The sequence below is a fragment of the Streptomyces globosus genome (genome assembly GCF_003325375.1).
Classification (GTDB): Bacteria; Actinomycetota; Actinomycetes; order Streptomycetales; family Streptomycetaceae; genus Streptomyces; species Streptomyces globosus_A.
The window spans coordinates 4,577,981-4,599,596 of sequence record NZ_CP030862.1; the positions used below are offsets into that span (position 1 = coordinate 4,577,981).

General features: G+C 74.8%; 18 protein-coding genes. 8 read left to right on the forward strand and 10 right to left on the reverse strand.

Features of this window, described 5'->3' with window-relative positions:
• Positions 1 to 45: 45 nt before the first annotated feature.
• Together C0216_RS20230 and C0216_RS20235 are read right to left on the reverse strand one after the other, a co-directional pair.
• Complete coding sequence (locus tag C0216_RS20230) at positions 46 to 2,868, reverse strand: SpoIIE family protein phosphatase (protein ID WP_114056649.1); 2,823 nt, start codon at positions 2,866 to 2,868, stop codon at positions 46 to 48.
• A 97-nt stretch (positions 2,869 to 2,965) separates the two neighbouring features.
• A complete protein-coding gene (locus C0216_RS20235) occupies positions 2,966 to 3,958 on the reverse strand; it encodes a cyclase family protein (RefSeq protein ID WP_114056650.1) in 993 nt (330 codons plus the stop codon).
• A 190-nt stretch (positions 3,959 to 4,148) separates the two neighbouring features.
• Here C0216_RS20235 and C0216_RS20240 point away from each other — a divergent pair, with 190 nt between their 5' ends.
• The gene (locus tag C0216_RS20240) at positions 4,149 to 5,219 is read left to right on the forward strand and encodes a PP2C family protein-serine/threonine phosphatase (protein ID WP_342777120.1); all 1,071 of its coding nucleotides are present in this window, start codon (positions 4,149 to 4,151) and stop codon (positions 5,217 to 5,219) included.
• Positions 5,220 to 5,222: 3 nt separating this feature from the next.
• On the opposite strand, the gene C0216_RS20245 is transcribed toward C0216_RS20240, so the two are convergent.
• A complete protein-coding gene (locus C0216_RS20245) occupies positions 5,223 to 5,894 on the reverse strand; it encodes an isochorismatase family cysteine hydrolase (RefSeq protein ID WP_114056652.1) in 672 nt (223 codons plus the stop codon).
• 116 nt (positions 5,895 to 6,010) lie between these two features.
• Here C0216_RS20245 and C0216_RS20250 point away from each other — a divergent pair, with 116 nt between their 5' ends.
• Positions 6,011 to 6,436 carry a pyridoxamine 5'-phosphate oxidase family protein gene (locus C0216_RS20250; protein ID WP_114058801.1) on the forward strand — a complete coding sequence of 142 codons (426 nt, stop codon included), beginning with the start codon at positions 6,011 to 6,013 and terminating at the stop codon, positions 6,434 to 6,436.
• Between the two features lie 19 nt (positions 6,437 to 6,455).
• Here C0216_RS20250 and C0216_RS20255 read toward each other — a convergent pair whose 3' ends face one another.
• Complete coding sequence (locus C0216_RS20255) at positions 6,456 to 7,376, reverse strand: LysR family transcriptional regulator (protein ID WP_114056653.1); 921 nt, start codon at positions 7,374 to 7,376, stop codon at positions 6,456 to 6,458.
• A 74-nt stretch (positions 7,377 to 7,450) separates the two neighbouring features.
• Between C0216_RS20255 and C0216_RS20260 the strand changes: the two genes are divergently transcribed.
• Positions 7,451 to 8,407, forward strand: coding sequence for a DMT family transporter (locus C0216_RS20260; protein WP_174250428.1), 957 nt, complete (start codon positions 7,451 to 7,453; stop codon positions 8,405 to 8,407).
• 188 nt (positions 8,408 to 8,595) lie between these two features.
• On the opposite strand, the gene C0216_RS20265 is transcribed toward C0216_RS20260, so the two are convergent.
• Entirely contained in the window at positions 8,596 to 9,921 is a 1,326-nt protein-coding gene (locus tag C0216_RS20265; RefSeq protein ID WP_114056655.1) for an aminotransferase class I/II-fold pyridoxal phosphate-dependent enzyme, read from the reverse strand.
• Positions 9,922 to 9,955: 34 nt separating this feature from the next.
• Between C0216_RS20265 and C0216_RS20270 the strand changes: the two genes are divergently transcribed.
• Positions 9,956 to 10,642, forward strand: a complete 687-nt coding sequence (locus C0216_RS20270) for a pyridoxamine 5'-phosphate oxidase family protein (protein WP_428985445.1) — start codon at positions 9,956 to 9,958, stop codon at positions 10,640 to 10,642.
• Here C0216_RS20270 and C0216_RS20275 read toward each other — a convergent pair.
• Together C0216_RS20275 and C0216_RS20280 are read right to left on the reverse strand one after the other, a co-directional pair.
• Positions 10,624 to 11,637, reverse strand: a complete 1,014-nt coding sequence (locus tag C0216_RS20275) for a DMT family transporter (RefSeq protein WP_246042636.1) — start codon at positions 11,635 to 11,637, stop codon at positions 10,624 to 10,626. The two genes, C0216_RS20270 and C0216_RS20275, sit on opposite strands and share 19 nt — an antisense overlap.
• A gap of 166 nt (positions 11,638 to 11,803) precedes the next feature.
• The gene (locus C0216_RS20280; RefSeq protein WP_114056657.1) at positions 11,804 to 12,820 is read right to left on the reverse strand and encodes an EamA family transporter; all 1,017 of its coding nucleotides are present in this window, start codon (positions 12,818 to 12,820) and stop codon (positions 11,804 to 11,806) included.
• A gap of 173 nt (positions 12,821 to 12,993) precedes the next feature.
• Here C0216_RS20280 and C0216_RS20285 point away from each other — a divergent pair, with 173 nt between their 5' ends.
• The gene (locus C0216_RS20285; protein ID WP_114058803.1) at positions 12,994 to 13,422 is read left to right on the forward strand and encodes a type II toxin-antitoxin system Rv0910 family toxin; all 429 of its coding nucleotides are present in this window, start codon (positions 12,994 to 12,996) and stop codon (positions 13,420 to 13,422) included.
• Positions 13,423 to 13,673: 251 nt separating this feature from the next.
• The gene (locus tag C0216_RS20290; RefSeq protein WP_114056658.1) at positions 13,674 to 14,498 is read left to right on the forward strand and encodes a PhzF family phenazine biosynthesis protein; all 825 of its coding nucleotides are present in this window, start codon (positions 13,674 to 13,676) and stop codon (positions 14,496 to 14,498) included.
• Between the two features lie 3 nt (positions 14,499 to 14,501).
• On the opposite strand, the gene C0216_RS20295 is transcribed toward C0216_RS20290, so the two are convergent.
• Positions 14,502 to 15,248 carry a CPBP family intramembrane glutamic endopeptidase gene (locus tag C0216_RS20295; RefSeq protein WP_114058804.1) on the reverse strand — a complete coding sequence of 249 codons (747 nt, stop codon included), beginning with the start codon at positions 15,246 to 15,248 and terminating at the stop codon, positions 14,502 to 14,504.
• Positions 15,249 to 15,425: 177 nt separating this feature from the next.
• Positions 15,426 to 16,964, reverse strand: coding sequence for a glutamate-cysteine ligase family protein (locus tag C0216_RS20300; RefSeq protein WP_114056659.1), 1,539 nt, complete (start codon positions 16,962 to 16,964; stop codon positions 15,426 to 15,428).
• A 495-nt stretch (positions 16,965 to 17,459) separates the two neighbouring features.
• On the opposite strand from C0216_RS20300, the gene C0216_RS20305 reads away from it, so the two are divergent.
• A complete protein-coding gene (locus C0216_RS20305) occupies positions 17,460 to 18,086 on the forward strand; it encodes a hypothetical protein (RefSeq protein ID WP_114056660.1) in 627 nt (208 codons plus the stop codon).
• A gap of 271 nt (positions 18,087 to 18,357) precedes the next feature.
• A complete protein-coding gene (locus tag C0216_RS20310; RefSeq protein WP_281277949.1) occupies positions 18,358 to 18,558 on the forward strand; it encodes a DUF5999 family protein in 201 nt (66 codons plus the stop codon).
• Between the two features lie 122 nt (positions 18,559 to 18,680).
• Here the strand turns inward: C0216_RS20310 and gcvP are convergent, their stop codons facing one another.
• Positions 18,681 to 21,566, reverse strand: coding sequence for an aminomethyl-transferring glycine dehydrogenase (gcvP, locus tag C0216_RS20315; RefSeq protein ID WP_114056662.1), 2,886 nt, complete (start codon positions 21,564 to 21,566; stop codon positions 18,681 to 18,683).
• Positions 21,567 to 21,616 lie beyond the last annotated feature (50 nt).

Genomic DNA, 21,616 nt, shown 5'->3' on the forward strand with positions numbered 1-21,616 from the left:
GTGGGCGGGCGGGTGCCTGCGCCGGCCCGGCTCAGGCGGGCGGGCTCACGCGGCGTCCAGGGCGCACTCGGCCCAGATCACCTTGCCGCGGGGGGTGTAGCGGGTGCCCCAGGCCTGGGAGACCTGCGCGACGAGGAACAGGCCGCGCCCGCCTTCGTCCGTGCCGGCGGCGCGGCGCAGGTGGGGGGCGGTGCTGCTGCCGTCGGAGACCTCGCAGATCAGGGTGCGGTCGTGGATCATACGGACCTGGATGGGCTCGCCGCCGTAGCGGACGGCGTTGGTGACGAGTTCGCTGAGCAGCAGCTCGACGGCGAACGCCGGCTCCTCCAGGCCCCATGCGGCGAGCGTGCGGGTGGCGGCGGCCCTGATCTCGCCGACGCAGGCCGGGTCCGCCGGGACGTCCCAGGCGGCGATCCGCTCGGCGGGCAGGGTGTGGATGCGTGCGGCGAGCAGGGCGATGTCGTCCTCGGGGTGCTCGGGTGCGACGGCGTCGATGACGGAGCGGCAGGTGTCCTCGGGGGTGCGGCCGGGGTGGGCGAGGGCGCGGCGCAGGTCTTCGAGGGCGGCGTCGATGTCGCGGTGGCGGTCCTCGACGAGTCCGTCGGTGTAGAGGACGAGGGTGCTGCCTTCGGGCAGGTCGATCCCGGCTGTCTCGAACGGCAGTCCGCCCAGGCCGAGCGGGGGTCCGGCGGGCAGTTCGGGGAAGTCGACGGAGCCGTCGGGGCGGACCACGGCGGGCGGGAGGTGGCCGGCCCGGGCCATGGTGCATTCGCGGGTGGTGGGGTCGTAGATGACGTACAGGCAGGTGGCTCCGACGATGCCGGTGCTGCCCGTGTCGCTCTCGCCGCCCTCTTCCCGGTCCAGGCGGACCAGGAGGTTGTCGAGGTGGGTGAGCAGCTCGTCCGGGGCGAGTTCGAGTTCGGCGAAGTTGCGGGCGGCGGTGCGCAGCCGGCCCATGGTGGCGGCGGCGTGCAGCCCGTGGCCGACGACGTCCCCGACGAGGAGGGCGACGCGGGTGCCGGAGAGGGGGATGACGTCGAACCAGTCGCCGCCCACCCCGGATTCGGCGGGCAGGTAGCGGTGGGCCACCTCGACGGCGCCCTGGTCCGGGAGGCGGTGCGGGAGCAGGCTGCGCTGGAGGGCGAGGGCCAGGGTGTGCTCGCGGGTGTACTGGCGGGCGTTGTCCATGCACAGGGCGGCGCGGGCGCAGAGTTCGCGGGCGAGCCAGGCGTCGTCGTCGGCGAAGGGGGCGGGGTCCTCGGAGCGGTAGAAGGCGGCCACGCCGAGGAGGCCGCCTCGGGCGATCAGCGGGGCGGCGACGAGGGAGTGCACGGGGTGGCCGCCGACGGCGGCGGCGCGGTCCGGTCCGCGGGCGAGCCATCCGCCGGCGGCGAGGTCGGGCTCGACGACGGGCTTGCCGTCGGCCAGGCAGCGCAGGTGGGGCGTGCCGGGTCGCAGCTCGACGGGGCTGCCCTCGGGGCGGAAGGGGTGGTCGTCGCGGATGCCGTGGACGACGGTGCGCCGGACGGTGCCGGGGGCGTCCGAGGGCTCCTCGCCGCGCAGGACGGCTTCGGGTATGTCGACGGTGACGTAGTCGGCGAGGCCCGGGACGGCGGCCTCGGCGAGCTCGCGGGCGGTGCGGTGGACGTCGAGGGTGGTGCCGATCCGGGTGCCGGCCTCCGCCAGGAGTTCCAGGCGGCGGCGGGCGGCGAGGGCGTACCGGCCGACTTCCGGTTCGCCGACGAGCACGAGCCGGGGGGAGGCGCCGCCGGGGTGGTCGCGGTCGGGCCCGGCGCCGTTGCGGCCCGCGGCGGGTGCGGCGAGCGGGCCGGGCGGGGGGTGTGGGGCCGGAGGTGCGGCCGCTGCGGGCGGGGCCGGGGTGGCGGCGGGCGCCGCCCCCACCGTGGAGAGCGCCATGGCGTGGCGGGCGGGCGGTTCGCCGTCGGTGAGGACAGCCTCGACGGCGATGCCCTCGATCCCGGTGCCGCTGGTGACGGGGCGGCTGAGGAGGGTGGCCCGGCGGCCGTGGAGGAGGATGACCTCGACGGCCGCCCGCTGGGTCGAGGAGATCAGCTCGGCAGCCCGCTCCTTCAGGACGGACTCGTCGCGCGGGTCCAGCAGGGCGCCGGGGGGTTCGGCCGCCGGGTGGGGGACGGCGTGCGGGAACGCCCCGTCGGCTCCGGCAGGCCGTCCGTCCGCGTGGGCGCGCGCCCGCGCGTCGAGGTAGCTCCGGAGGAGGGCGCGCTCCCGCAGCGAGGTCTGCTCCGTGAGCCGGCGCTCGACGGCGTGGGCAGCGCGCCGGATCAGGGCGGTCAGCTCCGGGTCCTCGTCGCTGCGCGGGTAGCCGAAGCAGAGGACGCCCTCCACCAGTCCGTTGAGCTGGTTGCGGACGGGGGCGGCGCAGCATGCGTTCGACTGGGAGCGCTCCGCGAAGTGCTCGGCGCCGTAGACCTGGACCAGGCGGCGTTCGGCGAGGGCGAGGCCGATGCCGTTGGTGCCCGCGAAGCGCTCGGCGAAGACGAAGCCGGGCACGGTCTGGATGGGCGGCAGGCTGCGGGCGAGTCCGGGTTCGCCGAAGCGTCGCTGGAGGACGGTCCCGGCCGCGTCGGCGAGGGAGACGTTCATCCGGCTGCCGGCGAAGCGGGCGGCGAGCTGGTCGAGGACGGGCTCGGCGGCGCGGACGAGCCGGCTGTCGGGGTCGAAGTCGTCGCGGTACGGGAGTTCGGTCTGGTCCGGGGAGAGGCCGAGGAGCCGGCACCGCTCCCAGGAGTGCAGGATCGGGCTCCGTACGCCCGACTCGACCGGCTCGCCCAGAAGGAACCGCTCACGGGAGCGTACGGGGCTGATCGGCTCTCCCGCGACGCCCATCTGCACCACTTCCCTCTCACCGGTGCGGCGAGAACGGATACCCCGCTAAATGGCCAGAATATATCCCTTTTGTCCGGTCGTGCCGGGTCGGCGGCCGTCAGAGCACGGCCACCGGGCAGACGGGCGACCCGGTGCCCCCGGGCACCATCAGCGGCGCCACGACCAGCGCGAACTCGTACCGCTGCGCCTCGGCGCAGGCCGTGGAGAGCTGTTCCAGGTCGAGGTTGTCGAGCAGCGGGACCCCCATGGCGGCGACGGCCAGGGCGTGCACGGGCGAGTGGACGCCGGCGACCGGCGAGGGGCGGACGTCGCTGTCCCCGTCGGCGCCGAGCAGGCTGATGCCGCGCTCGGCGAGCAGCGGCACTGCGTCCGGGTGGAGGCCGGCGCTGGCCGTGCCGGAGTCCCAGGGGCCGGTCTCGCCGCGGCGCCGGAAGCGGCCGGTCCGCAGCAGGAGGGCGCAGCCCTCGTCGAGGGTGGCGCCGAGGAGCCGCTCCGCGTCGAGGAGGTCGCGGGCGTGGAGGGTGTGGCCCGGTTCGAGCCAGTGCACGCCGAGGGCGGCGGGGAGGTCGAGCAGCACGCCCCGGGTGAAGAGGGCGCCGAGGTCCGCGACCGAGCCGAAGCGGGCCCCGCCCGCGCCGACGGCGTCGCGGGCGGGCGTCCCGCCGTAGAGCTCTCCGCGGTAGGCGACGTGGGAGAGGGCGTCGAGGTGGGTGACCGCCTTGCCGTGGTAGTCGGCGGCGAGGAAGTCCTTGTGGGTGGCGGGCTCGGCGGGCTCGACGTCGCCGAGGTCGGTCATGTGGTGGAGGGCCGGTCGGCCGTTGTCGGGGCCGGGCCGGGTGTCCCAGGGCAGGCCGAGGGGGACGGTCCGCCCGGAGCGGACCAGGGCGGCGGCCCGCCGCACGTGGTCGGGGGTGACGCGGTTCCACGCGCCGCGGCCGGCGGGGGTCCAGCGTCCCCAGGTGCGTACGGAGTCGAAGAGCCCGTCGAATTCGGCCCGGGAGAGGAGGGGGCCGTGGCCGGGCGGGTCGTCCGCGGCCGGGTCGGGCAGGGGCCGGGGCGGGAGGGGTGCGTCGGCTTGGCCGGTGCTCATGGTGGTCGGCCTCCCAGAGGGTCGTCCGGGGAGCGGGGCGGCGGGGCGCGACGAGTGGCAGCAGCGGTGCCGGGAGGCGCAGGCTGGACCCATGCGGGCGCCCGTGCATCCGGCCCCTCGACCGGGGGCCGGCGGTCATCACCAGGTCCTCTTCGTGCTCGCGGAGTGCGTTCCGTTCGCGCTGGCCCTGATGGTGCTCATCATAGAGCTCACCCCCCTGCACTTCCTGTACACCGGCCCCGTGCTGTGCGCGACGCCGGCGCTGGCGGCGGTGACGATGGGGCCGAAGGGCACGCTGGCGGCTGCCGGGCTGGCGGTCGCGGTGAGCATCACGACGGCCACGTACAACCAGGCCTGGGGCAGCGGGCAGGTCTATGCCAACTTCCTCGCGCTGTTCCTCGTGTCGATCGCCAGCGTGACCACGAGCAACACCGTGCGCGTCCGCCGGGAGAGCGAGCTGAACCAGGTCCGCCGGATCGCGGCGGCGGCGCAGGAGGTGCTGCTGCGGCCGGTGCCGGAGCGACTGGGACCGGTACGGGCGGCGAGCATGTACCTGGCGGCGGAGACGGGGGCGCAGATAGGCGGGGACCTGTACGAGGCGGTGCAGACGCGGTTCGGGGTCCGGATGATCGTCGGGGACGTGCGCGGCAAGGGCCTGCCCGCCGTCCGGGCGGCCGCGGTGGTCCTGGGCGCGTTCCGGGAGGCGGCGCACTACGAGGAGGACCTGGTGGAGGTCGTGGCGCACTGCGGGGCGGCGCTGCGGCGCGACGCCGTGGCGGCGGGCGCGACCGACGAGCACGGCCTGCTGGAGGGCTTCGTCACGGCACTGGTGGCCCAGGTCGGCGAGGGGCCCGTCGTGGAGGTCGTCAACCGCGGGCATCCGCCGCCGATGCTGCTGCACGAGGGCAGGGCGCGGCCGCTGCTGCCCGCCGCGGCCCTGCCTCCGCTGGGCCTGGAGGAGTTCATCGCCGGCCCGCCGGGTGTGACGGAGGCCCACCCCTTCGCGCCCGGCGACCGGCTGCTGCTGCACACCGACGGGGTGATCGAGGCGCGCGACGGCGACCGCGTCTTCTTCCCGCTGCCGGAGGCGATGGAGCGGCTGGACGGCTGCGGCGGCCGGGAGTTCCTGGACGGGCTGCGGCGGGAGCTGGTCCGCCATACCGGCGGCCCCCTCTCCGACGACGTGGCCATGGTCCTGGCCGACAGGGTGGCGGAGGCGGCCGTCGGCCCGGCCGGTGCGCCCGGGCCGGTATGCCCCTGAGCGTCAGCGCGGCCCGGGGGCGTCCGCGGCGCGTGCGGCGGCCCAGCGGGCGGTGAGCGCGCCGGTGGTGGTGAGGGTGGCGACCAGGGCCAGGGAGTGGCGCAGCACGTCGGCGGTGTAGGCGGCGGGCACTCCGGCGACGGCGTCGGCGGGGACGACGACCTCGTAGCCGAGGTTGACGGCGTCGAAGACGGTGTTCGGTATCGCGATGTTCGCGGAGACGCCGGCCACGACGAGGGTGCGGATGCCGAGGTTGCGCAGGAGCGCGTCCACACCGGTGCCGGCGAGCGGCGACAGCCCGTGCAGCCGCCGTACGACCAGGTCCTCCTCGGCAACCCGGATCGGCGGTGCGACCTCGGCGGCCGGGCTGCCCGCCAGCTGCTGCACCGGAAGCCGCGCGGCGGCGCGGAAGAGCCGGGCGTTGCTGCCGGCGCCGCGCCCGTCCGGGCGGCGTTCGGCGACCGCGTGCAGCACCTGCACTCCGGCCCCGTGCGCGGCGTCGACCAGCGCGGCCACCCGTGCCAGCATGCCCGAGTCGCGGGCCTCGCGGGCCAGCTCGGGCAGGGCGCCTCCCTCGCCCACGACCCCGCGCTGGCATTCGACGGTGAGGAGCGCCGTGGCGCCCGGAGCGCCGGGCGCGGGGCGATCGGCTGGGCGGCGACCGGATGGCGGCATGGCTCCCCCTGGCGCGGCGGACGGCGAGGCCCCATGATTCCTGACACACAGTCAGATGTGAAGGGGTGGGTCAGTTGGCCGGAGCCTTCGGTACGCAGCGGCGCGGCCGCCGCATCATGATGACCGCCGAGGAGGCGGACGCCTTCCTGCGCGGGCAGCGGACCTGCCGGGCCGCGACCGTCTCCGCGGACGGCCGGCCGCACGTCGGGGCGCTGTGGTTCGCCTGGGACGGCGCCTCGCTGTGGCTGTACTCGCTCGTCCGCAGCCGCCGCTGGGCGGACCTGCAGGCGGACCCCCGGCTGTCGGTCGTGGTGGACGCGGGCGAGGAGTACGGGGAGCTGCGCGGGATCGAGCTGTCCGGCCGGGCGGAGTTCGTCGGCGAGGCCCCGCGCACCGGGGCGCCCTGCCCGGAGCTGGAGGAGGTGGAGCGGATCTTCCCCGTGAAGAACTTCGGCGTGGCGCAGATGCCGCACGACGGCCGCCACGCCTGGATCCGCCTCACCCCGGAGTCGGCCGTCTCCTGGGACTTCCGCAAGCTGTGAGACCGGGCGCGGGGCCGGTTCACCGCGCCCCGGGAACCCGCTCCGCCGCCCCGGCGGCGGTCCGCAGGGCGTCCAGGGCGGCCCGGATCGAGGGCCTGCGGTCGGCGTCGGCCCGCCAGACCGCGTACACGTGGCGGCGGACGGCCTCGCCGACCGGCAGCAGCCGCACCCCGGCCGGGACGGGCCCGCGGCCGAGGCGCGGGGTGACGCACACCCCGAGGCCGGCCTCGACGAAGGCGAGCTGGGTGTGGTGCTCCTCGGCGATGTGCCGGATGCGCGGCTCGACGCCGATGCCGCGCAGGGTGTAGACGAGCCACTCGTGGCAGAACTGGCCTTCCTTCCAGGAGATCCACTCCTCCTCGGCGATCTCGCCGAGCGAGACCTGCGTACGGCCGGCGAGGGGGTGCCCGGCCGGGACGGCGATGTCGCAGAGGTCGTCGAGGAGGTGCTCCCTGGTGAGCTCTCCCGGCACCGGCATCCGCTTGTTGTGCCAGTCGATGGCCAGCGCGAGGTCGAGGTCTCCGCGGACGACGGCGGCCATGCCCTCCGCGGGCTCCTGCTCCCGTACGCGGGGCCGCAGCTCGGGGTGGTGGCTGCGCAGCTCGGTCAGGGCCCGGGGCAGCAGGCCGCGCATGCCGGTGGGGAAGGCGCCGATCCGCAGCTCGCCGACGGCGCAGCCGCGGCGGGCCTCGATGTCGGCCTGGGCCAGTTCGACCTGGGAGAGGATCCGGGCCGCGTGCTCGGCGAGCAGCCGCCCGGCGTCGGTGAGCCGGACGCCGCGGCCGTTCTTGGCCAGCAGCGGCTGGCCGACCTCGCGCTCCAGCTTGGCCATCTGCTGGGAGACGGCGGAGGTGGTGACATGGAGTCCGCCGGCCGCGCCGCTGACGGAACCGTGGCGGGCGAGGGCGTCGAGGGTGCGCAGGCGCTCCAGGTTCAACATGTAAGCAATGCTACGCCGTCACTGCCAAAGAATCTTGCTTGTGCTACGCAGTGGGGCACAGCAGAGTACCTGTCATGAGCGCACCCGCCACACCCCGAACCGCCGCCCCACCCACCACCAGCACCCCACCCGCCCCACGCGCCACGAGCCGCGTGGACTGGCGGCTGCGCTTCGCGCTCCTCTCCGTCGTCTGGGGCTTCAGCTTCCTGCTGATCAAGGTGGGAACAGAGGCGTACGCCCCGTTCCACGTCGCGCTCGGCCGGGTCTTCTTCGGCGCCCTCGCGCTCATGGCGGTGCTGCTCCTGCGCCGCGAGCCGCTGCCGCGAGGCCGCCGCACCTGGATGCACCTGGCCGTCGCGGCCCTGCTGCTCAACACCGCCCCGTTCTCGCTGTTCTCGTACGCCGAGCTGACCATCCCCTCCAGCCTGGCGGGGATCTGCAACGCCACCTCCCCGCTGTGGGGCATGGCGCTGTCGCTGGTCGCGCTCTCGGAGGACCGGCCCACCCGCCGCCGGGTCGCCGGCCTCGGCCTCGGCTTCCTCGGGGTGCTGACCGTCCTCGGGGCGTGGCAGGGCTTCGCCGGCCTCGACGCCAGGGGCACCGCCCTCGCGCTGCTCGCCTCGCTCTGCTACCCGATCGGCTGGATCTACGTCCGCCGCACCCTCGCGTCGGTCCCCGGCTCCCCGGTCGCACTGACCGGCGGCCAGCTCCTGCTCTCCACGGCGCAGCTGCTGCTGGTGAGCGCCGTGTTCACCACCGCCCCCGGCGCGTTCCCGCTGTGGCCGACGCTGTCGGTGATCACCCTGGGCGCGCTCGGCACGGGCATGGCGCTCCAGATGCAGTACGGCCTGGTCGCGGAGGTCGGGCCGACGACGGCCCAGATGGTCACCTACTTCATCCCGGTCATCGCGACCGCGGCGGGCGTCGCCCTGCTGGGCGAGAGCCTCCACTGGAACACCCCGGTGGGCGCCGCGATCGTCCTCGTGGGCGCGGCGCTCACCCAGGCCCGCCGCCGCCAGGGCCTGTATTGAGTTGCCCCGTGGAGCAAGGAGCGGCGTTCGGTGCGTGCCCTCGGTGTGCGGGACGAATGTCCTAGTAGCTCCGCTACGAGGACATTCGGCTCGTGCGCCGAGGGTGCGTGCCGGGCGTCGCGACGCCGCGGGGCAACTCAATACAGGCCCTGGCACTACCAGGGCCGTGCGGCCGGGCGCCCGCCCCGTCAGACGGTCCGGCCGCCGGCGCCCGGCCGGACCGCTGCGGCCAGCGCCTCGGCCAGTGCGGGGGCCTCCGCGGGCTCCAGCCCGGACACCGTCACCCGAACGCCGGGCCCCGACCGCACCCGGAAGCGGCTGCCCGGCGCCACCGCCCAGCCGGCCGCGAACATCCGCGCCACCGCGCCCGCCTCGTCGGCTGCCGGCACCCACACGTTCAGCCCGCTGCGGCCGTGGGCCCGTACGCCGTGCCCGGCGAGGGCCGTGATCAGTGCGTCCCGCCGCTCCCCGTACGAGCGGGAGACCCGTACGGGGTCCACCGCCCCGGCGGTCCACAGCTCAACGACCGCGTACTGGAGCAGCCGGCTCACCCAGCCCGGCCCCAGCCGCTGTCGGCCGCGGACCCGGTCCAGGGTCACCGCGTCACCGGTGAGCACGGCCAGCCGCAGGTCCGGCCCGTACGCCTTCGCGGTGGAGCGGACGAGCGCCCAGTGGGCCGTCACCCCGCCGAGCGGGTGCAGGGGCGCGTCGGTGATGCCGTGCCCGTGGTCGTCCTCGATGACGAGCACCCCGGGGTGTGCGGCCAGGACGGCCCGCAGCTCCGCCGCGCGCCCGGCGGCGACGACCGCGCCGGTCGGGTTCTGCGCCCGGGCGGTGACGACCAGCGCCCGCGCCCCGAGCCGCAGCGCCTCGGCGACGGCGGCCGCCGCCGGACCGTCGTCGTCGACCGCCACGGGCAGGACGCGCAGCCCGAGCGCCGCGACCAGGTCGAGGAGGCTGCCCCAGCCGGGGTCCTCCACCGCCACGGCGTCGCCGGGCCGCAGGTGGGCGGCCAGCACGCGTTCGATCCCGTCGAGCGCCCCCGAGGTCACGGCCACCGGGCCCGCCGCGACGCCCTCGGCGTCGAGCGCGGTCCGGGCCGCCCGGGCGAGCTCGGGCACGACCGGGTCGTCCCCGTACAGCGTCGGCCGCCGCGCGTGGCGGGCCGCTGCGGCGGCGAGCGCCGCGCCGAGCGGCGGCAGCAGCCGGACGTCCGGATTGCCCGAGGCGGTGTCGCGCGCCCCCGGCGGCAGCGGCGGCTGGTCGCGCGGGGCGGTGGCAGGGCGCCCGCGGACCCGGCTGCCGCGGCGGCCCTCCGTCTCGATGACCCCGCGCTCACGCAGGGTGCGGTAGGCCGCGGCGACCGTGTTCGGGTTGACGCCCAGCTCCCCCGCGAGTTCGCGCATCGGGGGCAGCAGGGTGCCCGGGGCGAGAGCGCCGGAGGCGACGCCCTCCTCGACGGCGGCGGCGATCTCCGATGCACGCCGCCCACTGATCCGATATTCTCCTAGCACAAACACAATTATGCACTAGTGCAATGAGGTGCGCATGACCGCCACGCCCGAGACGCCGGCACCGGCCGCCGCCTCCTACGAGCCCACCGACCGGACCGTCCCGAGCCGCTCGCGCGCGCGGGCGCGCTACGACCGCGAGACGGTCCACGCCATCCTCGACCAGGGGTACGTCTGCCACCTCGGCTTCGTCCGGGACGGCGCCCCGGTCGTCCTGCCGACGCTGTACGGACGCATCGGCGAGACCCTCTACCTCCACGGCTCGACGGGATCCCGGCCGCTGCTCGCCGCAGGCCGCACCGACCCCGGCCTGCCCGTGTGCGTCACCGTCACCCACGTCGACGGCCTGGTCCTGGCGCGCTCCGCGTTCCACCACTCGCTGAACTACCGCTCGGTGGTGGTACACGGCACCGCCCGCCAGGTGACCGGTGAGGAGGAACTCCGCAGGGCCCTCGACGCCCTGGTCGACCAGGTGGTGCCGGGCCGGTCGGCGGACTCCCGGCCCGCGTCCGCGAAGGAGCTCGCGGCGACGGCGGTGGTCCGCCTGGACCTGGCGGAGGTGTCGGCGAAGGTGCGGACCGGCGGCCCGAACGACGACCCGGAGGACCTGGGCCTGCCGTACTGGTCGGGGGTGGTCCCCGTCGCACCGGCGTACGGGATGCCCGTCCCGGCCGCCGACCTGGCCGCCGGGATCGCCGCCCCGGCCTACCTCGCGGAGCTCTGAGCCGGTGCGGAGCCGGGCCGGGGCGCCGGCCCGCCCGCACCGCCGCCCGCACCCCCGCCGCCGACGACACCGCGGTCGGCGGGCCTGCGGGCCTCCGCCGCGATCAGCGCGCCGACGGCGGCGAGCAGCAGCACCGTGCCGAGCACGACTCCGCCGGTCAGGCGCTCCCCCAGGACCAGCACGGCGATCACGGCCGCGCTGACCGGCTCGATCAGCATGACCACGGACACGGTCGCGGCCCGTACGGCCGCCGCCCCGGTGAAGTACAGGGCGTACGCGAGGGCCGTCGGCACGACGGCGACGTACGCCAGCAGCCACAGCACCCGCCCGAGGTCGGCGGCGTGCGGCAGCAGCCCGCTCCCCTCGGCGGCGGCGAGCGGCAGCAGGCACAGCGCGCCCACCCCGGCCGACCAGGCGGTCGTCACGAGCGGGTCGCCACCCGCCCCGCGCCGCCCGAGGAGCCGGGCCCGCAGGGTCATTCCGGCGTAGCCGGCGGCGGAGAGGAGGGCCCAGGCGACACCCGCCGGCCGGACCTCGCCGCCGCCGCTGCCGAGGACCAGCACGCCGAGCCCGGCGAGCGCCCCGAGGACGGCGAGGACGCCGCCGGTGCCGAGCCGCTCCCCCATCCAGTGGCGGGCGCCGAGCGCGATCAGCACCGGGCCGGCTCCGAGGGTGACGACGGTCGCGACCGCCAGCCCGGTGTCGCGGACGGCGGCGAAGTAGGCGGCCTGGAACAGCGTGAACAGCAGCCCGGTCCCGATCAGCGAGCCGGTCGAGGGCCGCGCGGCGGGAGCGGGGCGGGGTCGGCGGCGCACAGCGAGCACGCCGAGCAGGACGGCGAGCCCGCCCGCACAGCGCCAGAAGGTCAGGGCGAGCGGCCCGAGGTCACTGGCCAGGAAGAGGAGCGAGGCGGCCGCCCCGGCGGTGCCCCAGGCGGCGCCGGCGACGACGAGGTAGGTCAGAGCGCGCCCGGCAGCGGGCGTGGAATACGACACGTGTGACTCCGTGCGGTCGTGAAGGATGAGCGGATGTGCTGGTCATCGCTTCGCGGGCAGCACGGCCTGACCCGGGGACCACCCCGGGCGGGAACGCGTGGATGCGCGGCGGCCGCCCGCTTCAGGCGGCCGGCGGCGGAAGCACGTTGGAGAACACGCCCCCACCCTAGGCGGCGCCCGCTCCCCGGTCCAGCAGAATCGGATCCGCTTCCTCCGCACCCTCGGCGCCCGCCCCGGCGGACCGGGCCGCCACCGCGGAGCCCTCGGCACGGGACCGCCGGGCGGACCGCGCCGACTGGGCGACGAAGGCCCCGGCGAGCACCAGCGCACCGCCCGCCACCTGCGGGGCGGAGAGGTGCTCCCCGAGCAGGATCCAGGCGAAGACGGTGGCGACGACCGCCTCCAGGCAGGCCACCACTCCGGCCACCTGCGGGGAGAGGCTGCGCACGGAGACGACACCGGTCAGGTACGCGAACACGGTCGCGACCAGCACCACCCAGCCGAGCAGGGCCGGCGCCGGCACCGCGGTGCCGTCCATGAGGGCCTGCCCGCCGAGCACCGACCAGTCGATCTCCCAGGGGCGGGCGATCACCGTCATGACGAGGGCGCCGATGAGCATCCCGTACGCGATCACGCCGAGCGGGTCGGGTACGTCGTCGCCGTCCGCGCCCTGGTCGGCGAAGACGAAGTAGAAGGCCTGGCAGCACGCGGCTGCGATGCCGAGCAGCACCCCGAGCGGGTCGAGGCTCAGCCCGGACCAGACCTCGACGACGCACGCCAGCCCGACGACGGCGAGGGCGGCCCCGGCCGCGGCGGCCCGCGTGACGGGCTTGCGCTGGACGAAGCGGATCCAGCCGAGCAGCAGCGCCGGTCCCAGGTATTCGAGCAGCAGGGCCACGCCGACGGGAATCCGCGAGAGGGAGGCGAAGTAGAAGGCCTGGACGCCGGCGACGGCGACGAGGCCGAACCCCGCGAGGAGCAGGGGTTTGCGGCGCAGCAGGCCGCGATGGCGCCAGGCGAGGGGGGACAGCACCAGCGCCGCCCCGCCCACCCGCAGCCAGACCATGTGCAGCGGGTCCAGCCCCGCCTCGATCAGCGGCTTCGCAGCCACTCCCGAACCACCGAACGCGAACGCCGAGACGACGGCCAGGCCGAGTCCCGCGTTCTTCCCAGACGCGTGCATCCGGACATCATGGCAGGGGGATGTCAGGAGCGTCAGGGGGGTGACACCTGTTGAGACGCACCCGAGACCCGCCGTGACCGGGACCGTCTGATCTGACGAGCCGTCAGCATTGCGCCTTCGGTCCGCCGGGGCTACGTTCCGCCGCACGTACCCGAGGAGATGGGGTGGGCCGCATGGCCGAAGTCACCGCGCACGCAACGATCGAGGCGTCCCCGGCAAGGCTCTGGGCCCAGCTGACGGACTGGCCGGCGTACGGCCGCTGGAGCGCGACGCACACCGGCTTCCCGAAGGGCGGGCCCGCGGCCCTCGCGCTCGGCGCGACCTTCGAGGAGAACATGAAGATGATGGGCTTCCCCGCCGAGGTCGTCTGGACGGTCTCGGAGCTGGAGGAGGAACGGGTCCTCGCCCTCACCGGGAAGGGCCCGATGGGCGTGAACATCCTGACCCGCTACACCCTGGTCCCTGACGGCGCCGGCACCGCGGTCCGCATCGACGGCGAGTTCACGGGAGCCGCCGTCTCCCTGATGGCGGGAAAGCTGAAGGACTCCGCAGCCGCGGCCCTGGACGAGTCCCTGCGCAGGCTCGCAGGCCTGGTCGCCTGAACGGCAGCACGCTGCCCCGACACGGCAGGGACGGGCGGCCTCCGGCTGCCGGCGGAACACATCGCCCAGGGCCACTCCTCCCGCCCCCGGCCGCCGCCCTGGTCTGCCGTGGGGTCCTCACCTCGTTCGCGGCTGCTCATCGCCACGGGGCGCGTATGCGCCGGTGACGGTCTGCCCGCGGCGATTCCCCGGCACAGGGCCTACCGGAACGGCTTTTGTCGCCGGGCGGCGGTCGGCCGTACCGTCGCCGCATGCGCCTCCGAATCGTCGACGCCTTCACCGACCGCCCCTTCCGCGGCAACCCCGCCGGAGTCCTGCTCCTGGACGGCGGCTTCCCGCCGGACGCCTGGCTCAGGCAGGTCGCCGCCGAGGTGAACCTGTCCGAGACCGCCTTCGCCCATCCGCTGCCCCCGGGCGGCGGCGCCGACTGGGCGCTGCGCTGGTTCACCCCGACCGCCGAGGTCGACATGTGCGGCCACGCCACCCTGGCCACCGCGCACGTCCTCGCCTCGAACGGCCTCGCCGGCCGCCGCGGCCCGATCCGGTTCGGCGCACGCTGCGGCGTCCTCACCGCCGAGACCGCCGAGGACGGGACGATCACCCTGGACTTCCCCACCTCGTCCCTGACCCCGGTCGAGCCGGACGCCGCCGTCCGTGCCGCGCTCGGCGCCGACATCCGCTCCGTCCACGACACCTCGGAGCACATCGGGGACCTCCTCGTCGAACTCGCCGACGAGGCCTCCGTGCGCGGGCTCACCCCGGACCTCGCCGCCCTGCGCGGCTACGCGCGCCGCGGGGTCGTCGTCACCGCGGCCGCCGAGGACCCCTCACTCGGGTACGACTTCGTCTCCCGCGGCTTCTTCCCCGCGTTCGGCATCGACGAGGACCCCGTGACGGGCAGCGCGCACACCGCCCTCGCCCCGTTCTGGGCCGCGCGCCTGGGCCGCACCCGGCTGACCGGCCTCCAGGGCGGCGCCCGCCAGGGCCTCGTACAGGTCGCCCTCGCCGGCGCGCGCACCCTCCTGACAGGGCAGGCGGTCACCGTCATCGACGGCGAGCTCCTGGCCCGCCCCTGACCGCTACCCGGGGGTGGGGAGCCAGCCGACCTTTCCGGCGAGCAGCGCGTACCCGCCGAACGCCACGATGTCGAGCAGGGAGTGCGCGACGACCAGCGGCCCGACCCGCCCCCACCTCCGGTAGGCGAGGACGAACACGGCGCCCATCACCATGTTCCCGACGAACCCGCCGATGCCCTGGTAGAGGTGGTACAGGCCGCGCAGCACCGAGCTGGCGGCGAGCGCGCCCCACGGCGACCAGCCCAGCTGGTCCAGCCGGCGCAGCAGGTAGGCCAGCACGATGACCTCCTCCACGACGGCGTTCTGCACCGCGGAGAGCATCAGGACGGGGAACTTCCACCACACGTCGGGCAGCGCCTCCGGCTGCACGGTGAGGTTGAACCCGCCCGCCTGCGCGGCCAGGTAGAACGCCAGCCCCGCGCTGCCGATGCCGGCGGCGACCAGCGCCCCGCGGGCGAGGTCGCCGCCGGGCCGGGTCCGGTCGAAGCCGAGGACGCGGAGCCCCGGCGCCCCCTCGCGGGTGAGCAGGTGGGCGACGAGCAGCACCGGGACGAGGGCGGTGGTGATGCCGAACAGCTGCCATGCCAGGTCCAGCCAGGGCCGGCCGGGCGCGTACGAGCCGTTGAGGGTGGCGGCCTGGTCCTTGAGGGCGCCCGGCTTGGTCAGCGCGCCGATGAAGCTGATCAGCGACGAGACGGCGCTCGCCCCCAGGGACAGGGCGAGCACCAGCAGCGCCTCGGTCCGCAGCATCCGCCGCAGCCCGTCCTCCTGCAACGTTCCGACCACCGGCTCCGGCTGCGCCCGCACGTGAGTCTCCCGTTCCGCCCTGTGCTTCCGACCACCCCATACTGCCCCCTCGGGGTCGCGGGCGGATCACGGGAGGGCTCCGGCGGAACGGGACGGCCCGCGGGCGGGGCGGGCCGGGGCTCAGCCCCGCTGCGCCGGCACCGGGGCCCGCGGCTCCTCCTCCACGAGCCCGACGGGCCAGGTGTGCACGGGTTCGCCCCTGTGCATCAGCTCGCTGTAGCGGCGGGTGATCGCGGCCAGCGCCGCGTCGCGTTCCATTCCGGCCGCGAGGGCCCGGTGGTATGTGTCCACCTGCCAGGTGGCCCCGTTCACCCGCCGCCGGCAGCGCTCCTCGATGATGCCGAGGTAGTGGTCGCGGTCGGCGGGCTCGATGCCCCAGGCGTCCAGCCCGGCCGCGGCCATCGGCAGGAGCTCGTCCAGGACGAGCCGTACGGCCGGCACGGCCGCCAGGCCCGCGCCGCGGCCGCGCCGGGGCCACCGCAGGCGCGCGTCGATGCCGTACCGGCAGGCCGCGTCGAAGTTGGCCTCCGCCTCGGCGAACGGCAGCCGGGTCCACACCGGCCGCTGCTCGTCCGCGAGGGTCCGGACGAGCCCGTAGTAGAAGGCGGCGTTCGCGACGACGTCGGCGACGGTCGGTCCGGCCGGCAGGACGCGGTTCTCCACGCGCAGGTGGGGTACCCCGTCCACGACCCCGTAGACGGGCCGGTTCCAGCGGTAGACCGTCCCGTTGTGCAGGACGAGTTCCTGCAGGCCCGGCACCCCGCCCTCGGCGAGGACCCGCAGCGGCTCCTCCGCGTCGCAGATGGGCAGCAGCGCCGGGAAGTAGCGGACGTTCTCCGCGAAGAGCTCCTGGACGGACTCCACCCACCGCTCCCCGAACCAGGTGCGCGGCCGTACGCCCTGCGCCTGGAGCTCGGGCGGCCGGGTGTCGGTGGCCTGCGTGAACAGCGGGGGCCGCGACTCGCGCCACAGCTCGTGCCCGAACAGGAACGGCGAGTTGGCGCCGACGGCTATCTGGACGGCGGTCGCGGCCTGCGCGGCGTTCCACACGTCGGAGAACCGGCCGGGCGTGACCTGCAGGTGCAGCTGGACCGAGGTGCAGGCCGCCTCCGGAACGATCGACCCGGTGCTCCAGACCAGGTGCTCCACGCCGTCGATGTCGAGGAGGAAGTCCTCCCCGCGCAGCATCAGGATCTGCTCGTTCAGCAGCGAGTACCGGTCCACCGCGGAGAGGTTGGCGGTGACCAGGTCGGAGCGGGTGAGCGTGGGCAGGATGCCGATCATCACGACCCCGGCGTCCATGTCCGCCGCCTGGCGGTGGGCGTAGCCCAGGCCCGCGCTCAGCTCCTCGGCGAGCTGGTCGAATACGCGGCCGCCGAGCCGGTGCGGGAGGACGTTCACCTCCAGGTTGAACATTCCCAGTTCCGTTTGGAAATCCTGGCTCGCAATACGCTCCAGAACCTGCGCATTCACCATGCGCGGCATCCCGTCGGGGCCCGCGAGATTCAGCTCGATCTCCAGTCCCATCATGTTCTTGGGACGGTCGAACCTCTTCTCGGCCAAGAGCCGCTCCAGCCCCTCCAGGCACTCGTGGAGCTTCCTCCGGTACCGCCGTCGATCGGACAGGTCGAATCCGCCCGCCACGACCTTCTCCCCCATCGGAGCGTCCCTCCTCGAGTGGCCGCGGCCCGGGTTCCGGGCGCGCGTGTACGGTCGATGATGCCCCGGAGGCGTGATCGATAACGCGGCGGCGGCAGCCGGGGCGGGAGGCGTGCGCCGGATTGGCCGAAGGGCGCCATGGCACATTCTCCTGGCAAGTCACTGTATGCAAATTCCGCATCGCCTTTGCCGGTTGCGGTTAATCAGCGCTTTCCAGCCGAGCCCCGGTCCGGTAACCTCCGAGGTCAGCGCGACGTGTTCGCGCGAAGACGGCATGAATGCCATCTCAGTGGGACCGGTAAGGGCCTTGCCGGCAATAGCCCGGACGGCTAGCCGAAACACTGTGTGAACACATGTCGTATAAACTCCGCAAACGAGGCAGAGAGTTGGCGCGCGGCCATTGCCCCTCAGCCCCCCTCTGGCCCCAGAATGCGACAGCGCCGTCCCTGCACCCCGCCCCGATCCACAGGTCTCCCAACCGAGAGGCGACCCACCATGCCGCTGCATGTCCCCCCGGCTCCCGCGCCTGCCCTGCGCAGCGTCCTCGCGGCACTCGGTTCCCCCGCAGCCGTCGCGGCGGGAACCCCCGCCCTGCGCGCCCAGCAGGGTCCGCTGACCGCCGAACTGCCGCTGCCCGTCCACGTGCTGGACCGGCTCGGCGTCTCCCAGCCGGGCACCCCGGCCCGCCCGCCGCGGACCCGGCTCGTCGGGTGGCGCTTCCTGATCCGCGCCGGCGAGCGGCACATCGCCGCGGCCGACGTCCGGCTGACCGCGGACGGCTGGGCCTTCTCCCACTTCTTCGAGGGCCCGTACGTCGCCGCCACGGAACGGGCCCTGCGCCAGGCGGAGTCGCTGGGCAAGGGCTACCAGCCCCGGCTGCTGTCGGTGCCGGAGCTGTACATGCTGACGCTGTGGCTGCACGGGGCGGTCGGGGCGGACGCCTCCTCCGGGCTGCCGGCCGCCTCCGACCTGCTGGTCCCGCTCGCTCCCGCCCCTCCGGGGATCGCCGCCTACCGGCCGCACCCGGTGTCGGAGCTGCTGCCGGTGATGACCCACCGGCTGACCCAGCCGGCCCCGCCCGTACGCCCCCCACTGGCCACTCCGGCCGCTCCGGCCGCCTGACGGAGCCGGCTCCCGCCTGTATGGCCCATTCGGCCTAGCCCAGCCGGGCCACCTGCGAACCATCCGAATTGACAGGGGAGTTGAGCTGAACCGCCCGCACGAGTGATGCGTCATCAATCTGTGAGGACAGCTCCCGGAAATCCCTGCGGACTCGAGTCCGTGGGGCAACACTGGGACCCTCACCGCATCTAGTCGTCGACAACGGGGGGCGGCCATGAACCAGGTATCGAGCCGCAGCACACAGACCACACCGCAGCGAAAGAACGCATCCATGTGCCAGCACCAGCCAGCGTGCCCGTCAGCCGACTCCGCCGACCGGGAGGCCGCCAAGCCCGTGGCGAACCACCCGGAACAGGGCTGGAGCCTGCTGTGCAACGGCGTCCTGCTCTTCGAGGACACCGGTGAGCTGCTGCCGGACGGCCAGATCATCGCCCCGCACCGCCCGCTCGCGGCGGCGCAGGCCGCGGCCTAGCCGGGACAGCGCGGAGCAGCACGGAACCGACGGTAGACGGCCGGCCCGGGAGCGTCGCTCCCGGCCCGGCCTTTGTGTCAGGTCCGCGCGGCCCCGGAACCGGGGCCGCGCGGAAGAGGACCTCAGTTGTCGTACTCGTCCAGCGGAGGGCAGGAGCAGACGAGGTTGCGGTCGCCGAAGGCGCCGTCGATACGGCGCACCGGCGGCCAGTACTTCTCCGCGGCGGAGACGCCGCCGGGGAAGACGGCCTCGTCGCGCGTGTACGGGTGGTCCCACTCGCCGCCCAGCGCCGCCGCGGTGTGCGGGGCGTTGGCGAGCGGGTTGTCCCCGGCCGGCCACTCGCCGGAGGCTACCTTCTCGATCTCCGCGCGGATCGCGATCATGGCGTCGCAGAACCGGTCGATCTCGGTGAGGTCCTCGGACTCGGTCGGCTCGATCATCAGCGTGCCGGCCACCGGGAAGGACATCGTCGGCGCGTGGAAGCCGTAGTCGATCAGGCGCTTGGCGATGTCGTCGACGCTGACGCCGGTCGCCTTCGACAGCGGGCGCAGGTCGATGATGCACTCGTGCGCGACGAGGTTGCCCGGGCCGGTGTAGAGGACCGGGAAGTGCGGCTCCAGGCGCTTGGCGATGTAGTTCGCGCCGAGCACCGCGACCTGCGTGGCCCGCTTGAGGCCCTCGCCGCCCATGAGGCGCACGTACGACCAGGAGATCGGCAGGATGCCGGCCGAGCCCCACGGGGCGGCCGAGATCGGGCCGACGCCCGTCTCGGGGCCGGCGGTCGGCTGCAGCGGGTGGTTCGGCAGGTACGGGGCGAGGTGGGCGCGGACGCCGACCGGGCCGACGCCGGGGCCGCCGCCGCCGTGCGGGATGCAGAACGTCTTGTGGAGGTTCAGGTGCGAGACGTCGCCGCCGAAGTGGCCCGGCTTGGCGAGGCCGACCAGGGCGTTGAGGTTGGCGCCGTCGACGTAGACCTGGCCGCCGGCCTCGTGGACCTGGGCGCAGATGTCGGCGACGTGCTCCTCGAAGACGCCGTGCGTCGACGGGTAGGTGATCATCAGCACGGCGAGCTCGTCGCGGTACTGCTCGATCTTGGCGCGCAGGTCGTCGGTGTCGACCTCGCCGTCGTCGGCGGTCTTGACGACGACGACCTTCATGCCGGCCATCACGGCGCTGGCGGCGTTGGTGCCGTGCGCGGAGGACGGGATCAGGCAGACGGTGCGCTGCTCGTCGCCGTTGGCCCGGTGGTAGGCGCGGACGGCGAGCAGGCCGGCGAGCTCGCCCTGCGAGCCGGCGTTCGGCTGGATGGAGACCTTGTCGTAGCCGGTGACCTCGGAGAGGCGTTCCTCCAGCTCGCGGATGAGCGTGAGGTAGCCCTCGGCCTGCTCGACCGGGGCGAAGGGGTGCAGCTGGCCGAACTCGGGCCAGGTCACCGGCTCCATCTCGGTCGTCGCGTTGAGCTTCATGGTGCAGGAGCCCAGCGGGATCATGCCGCGGTCCAGCGCGTAGTCCTTGTCGGCGAGCTTGCGCAGGTAGCGCAGCATCGCGGTCTCGGAGCGGTGCTGGTGGAAGACCGGGTGGGTCAGGTACGCGTCCGAGCGGAGCAGCTCCTCGGGCAGCGCGTCGGCGGTGGCCGCGTCGAGGGCCTCGATGTCCGCGGTGACGCCGAAGGCGGCCCAGACGGCCTCGACGTGGGCGCGCAGAGTGGTCTCGTCGCAGGAGAGGGAGACGTGGTCGGCGTCGGCCTGGAAGACGTTGACGCCGTGGCGGCGGGCGGCGGCGGCGACCTCGGCGGCCTTGCCGGGGACCCGCGCGGTGAGCGTGTCGAAGAAGGAGCCGTGGACGAGCTCGACCCCGCCGGCCGTGAGGCCGGCGGCGAGCAGCGCCGCGTAGCGGTGGGTGCGGCGGGCGATCGTCCGCAGGCCCTCGGGGCCGTGGTAGACGGCGTACATGCCGGCCATCACGGCGAGCAGCACCTGCGCGGTGCAGATGTTGCTGGTGGCCTTCTCGCGGCGGATGTGCTGCTCGCGGGTCTGCAGCGCCAGGCGGTAGGCCTTGTTGCCGTCCGCGTCGACGGAGACGCCGACGAGCCGGCCGGGCAGCGAGCGGGCGTGCTTGTCCTGGACGGCCATGTAGCCGGCGTGCGGTCCGCCGAAGCCCATCGGGACGCCGAAGCGCTGCGTGGTGCCGACGGCGATGTCGGCGCCGAGCGAGCCGGGCGAGGCCAGCAGGGTCAGGGCGAGCAGGTCGGCGGCGACGGCGACGATCGCACCGAGCTCGTGGGCGCGGTCGATCAGCGGCTTGATGTCGCGGACGGCACCGGAGGCGCCCGGGTACTGGAGCAGCACGCCGAAGACGCCGCGCTCTGCGATCTCGGCGGGGATGCCCTCGGAGAGGTCGGCGACGACGACGTCGATGCCGATCGGCTCCGCGCGGGTCTCGATGACCGCGATGGTCTGCGGCAGGGCGTCGGCGTCGACGAGGAAGACGCTGCCCTTGGCGCGGCCGACGCGGCGGGCGAGGGTCATGGCCTCGGCGGCCGCGGTGCCCTCGTCGAGGAGCGAAGCGCCGGAGGTCGGCAGGCCGGTCAGCTCGGCGACGACGGTCTGGAAGTTCAGGAGCGCCTCGAGGCGGCCCTGGGAGATCTCGGGCTGGTACGGGGTGTACGCCGTGTACCAGGCGGGGTTCTCCATGACGTTGCGCAGGATCACCGGCGGCGTGAACGTCCCGTAGTAGCCGAGGCCGATCATCGGGGTGAGGACCTCGTTGCGGGCGGCGAGGCTCCGCAGCTCGGCCAGCACCTCGGCCTCGGTCCGCGCCTCCGGGAGGTCCAGCGCGGCCGCGCTCTTGATCACATCCGGCACCGCGGCAGCGGTCAGTTCGTCCAGCGAGCCGAAGCCCACGTGGGCGAGCATCTTGGCCTGCGCCTCGGCGTCCGGGCCGATGTGGCGCTGCTCGAAGGGAATGCCTCGCTCCAGCTGGGAGAGCGGAATGCGGTTGGCGGTCATGTACGGAGGCCTCCTGGGTCGTACGACCTGCGAGGGGCACCACGGCGCGG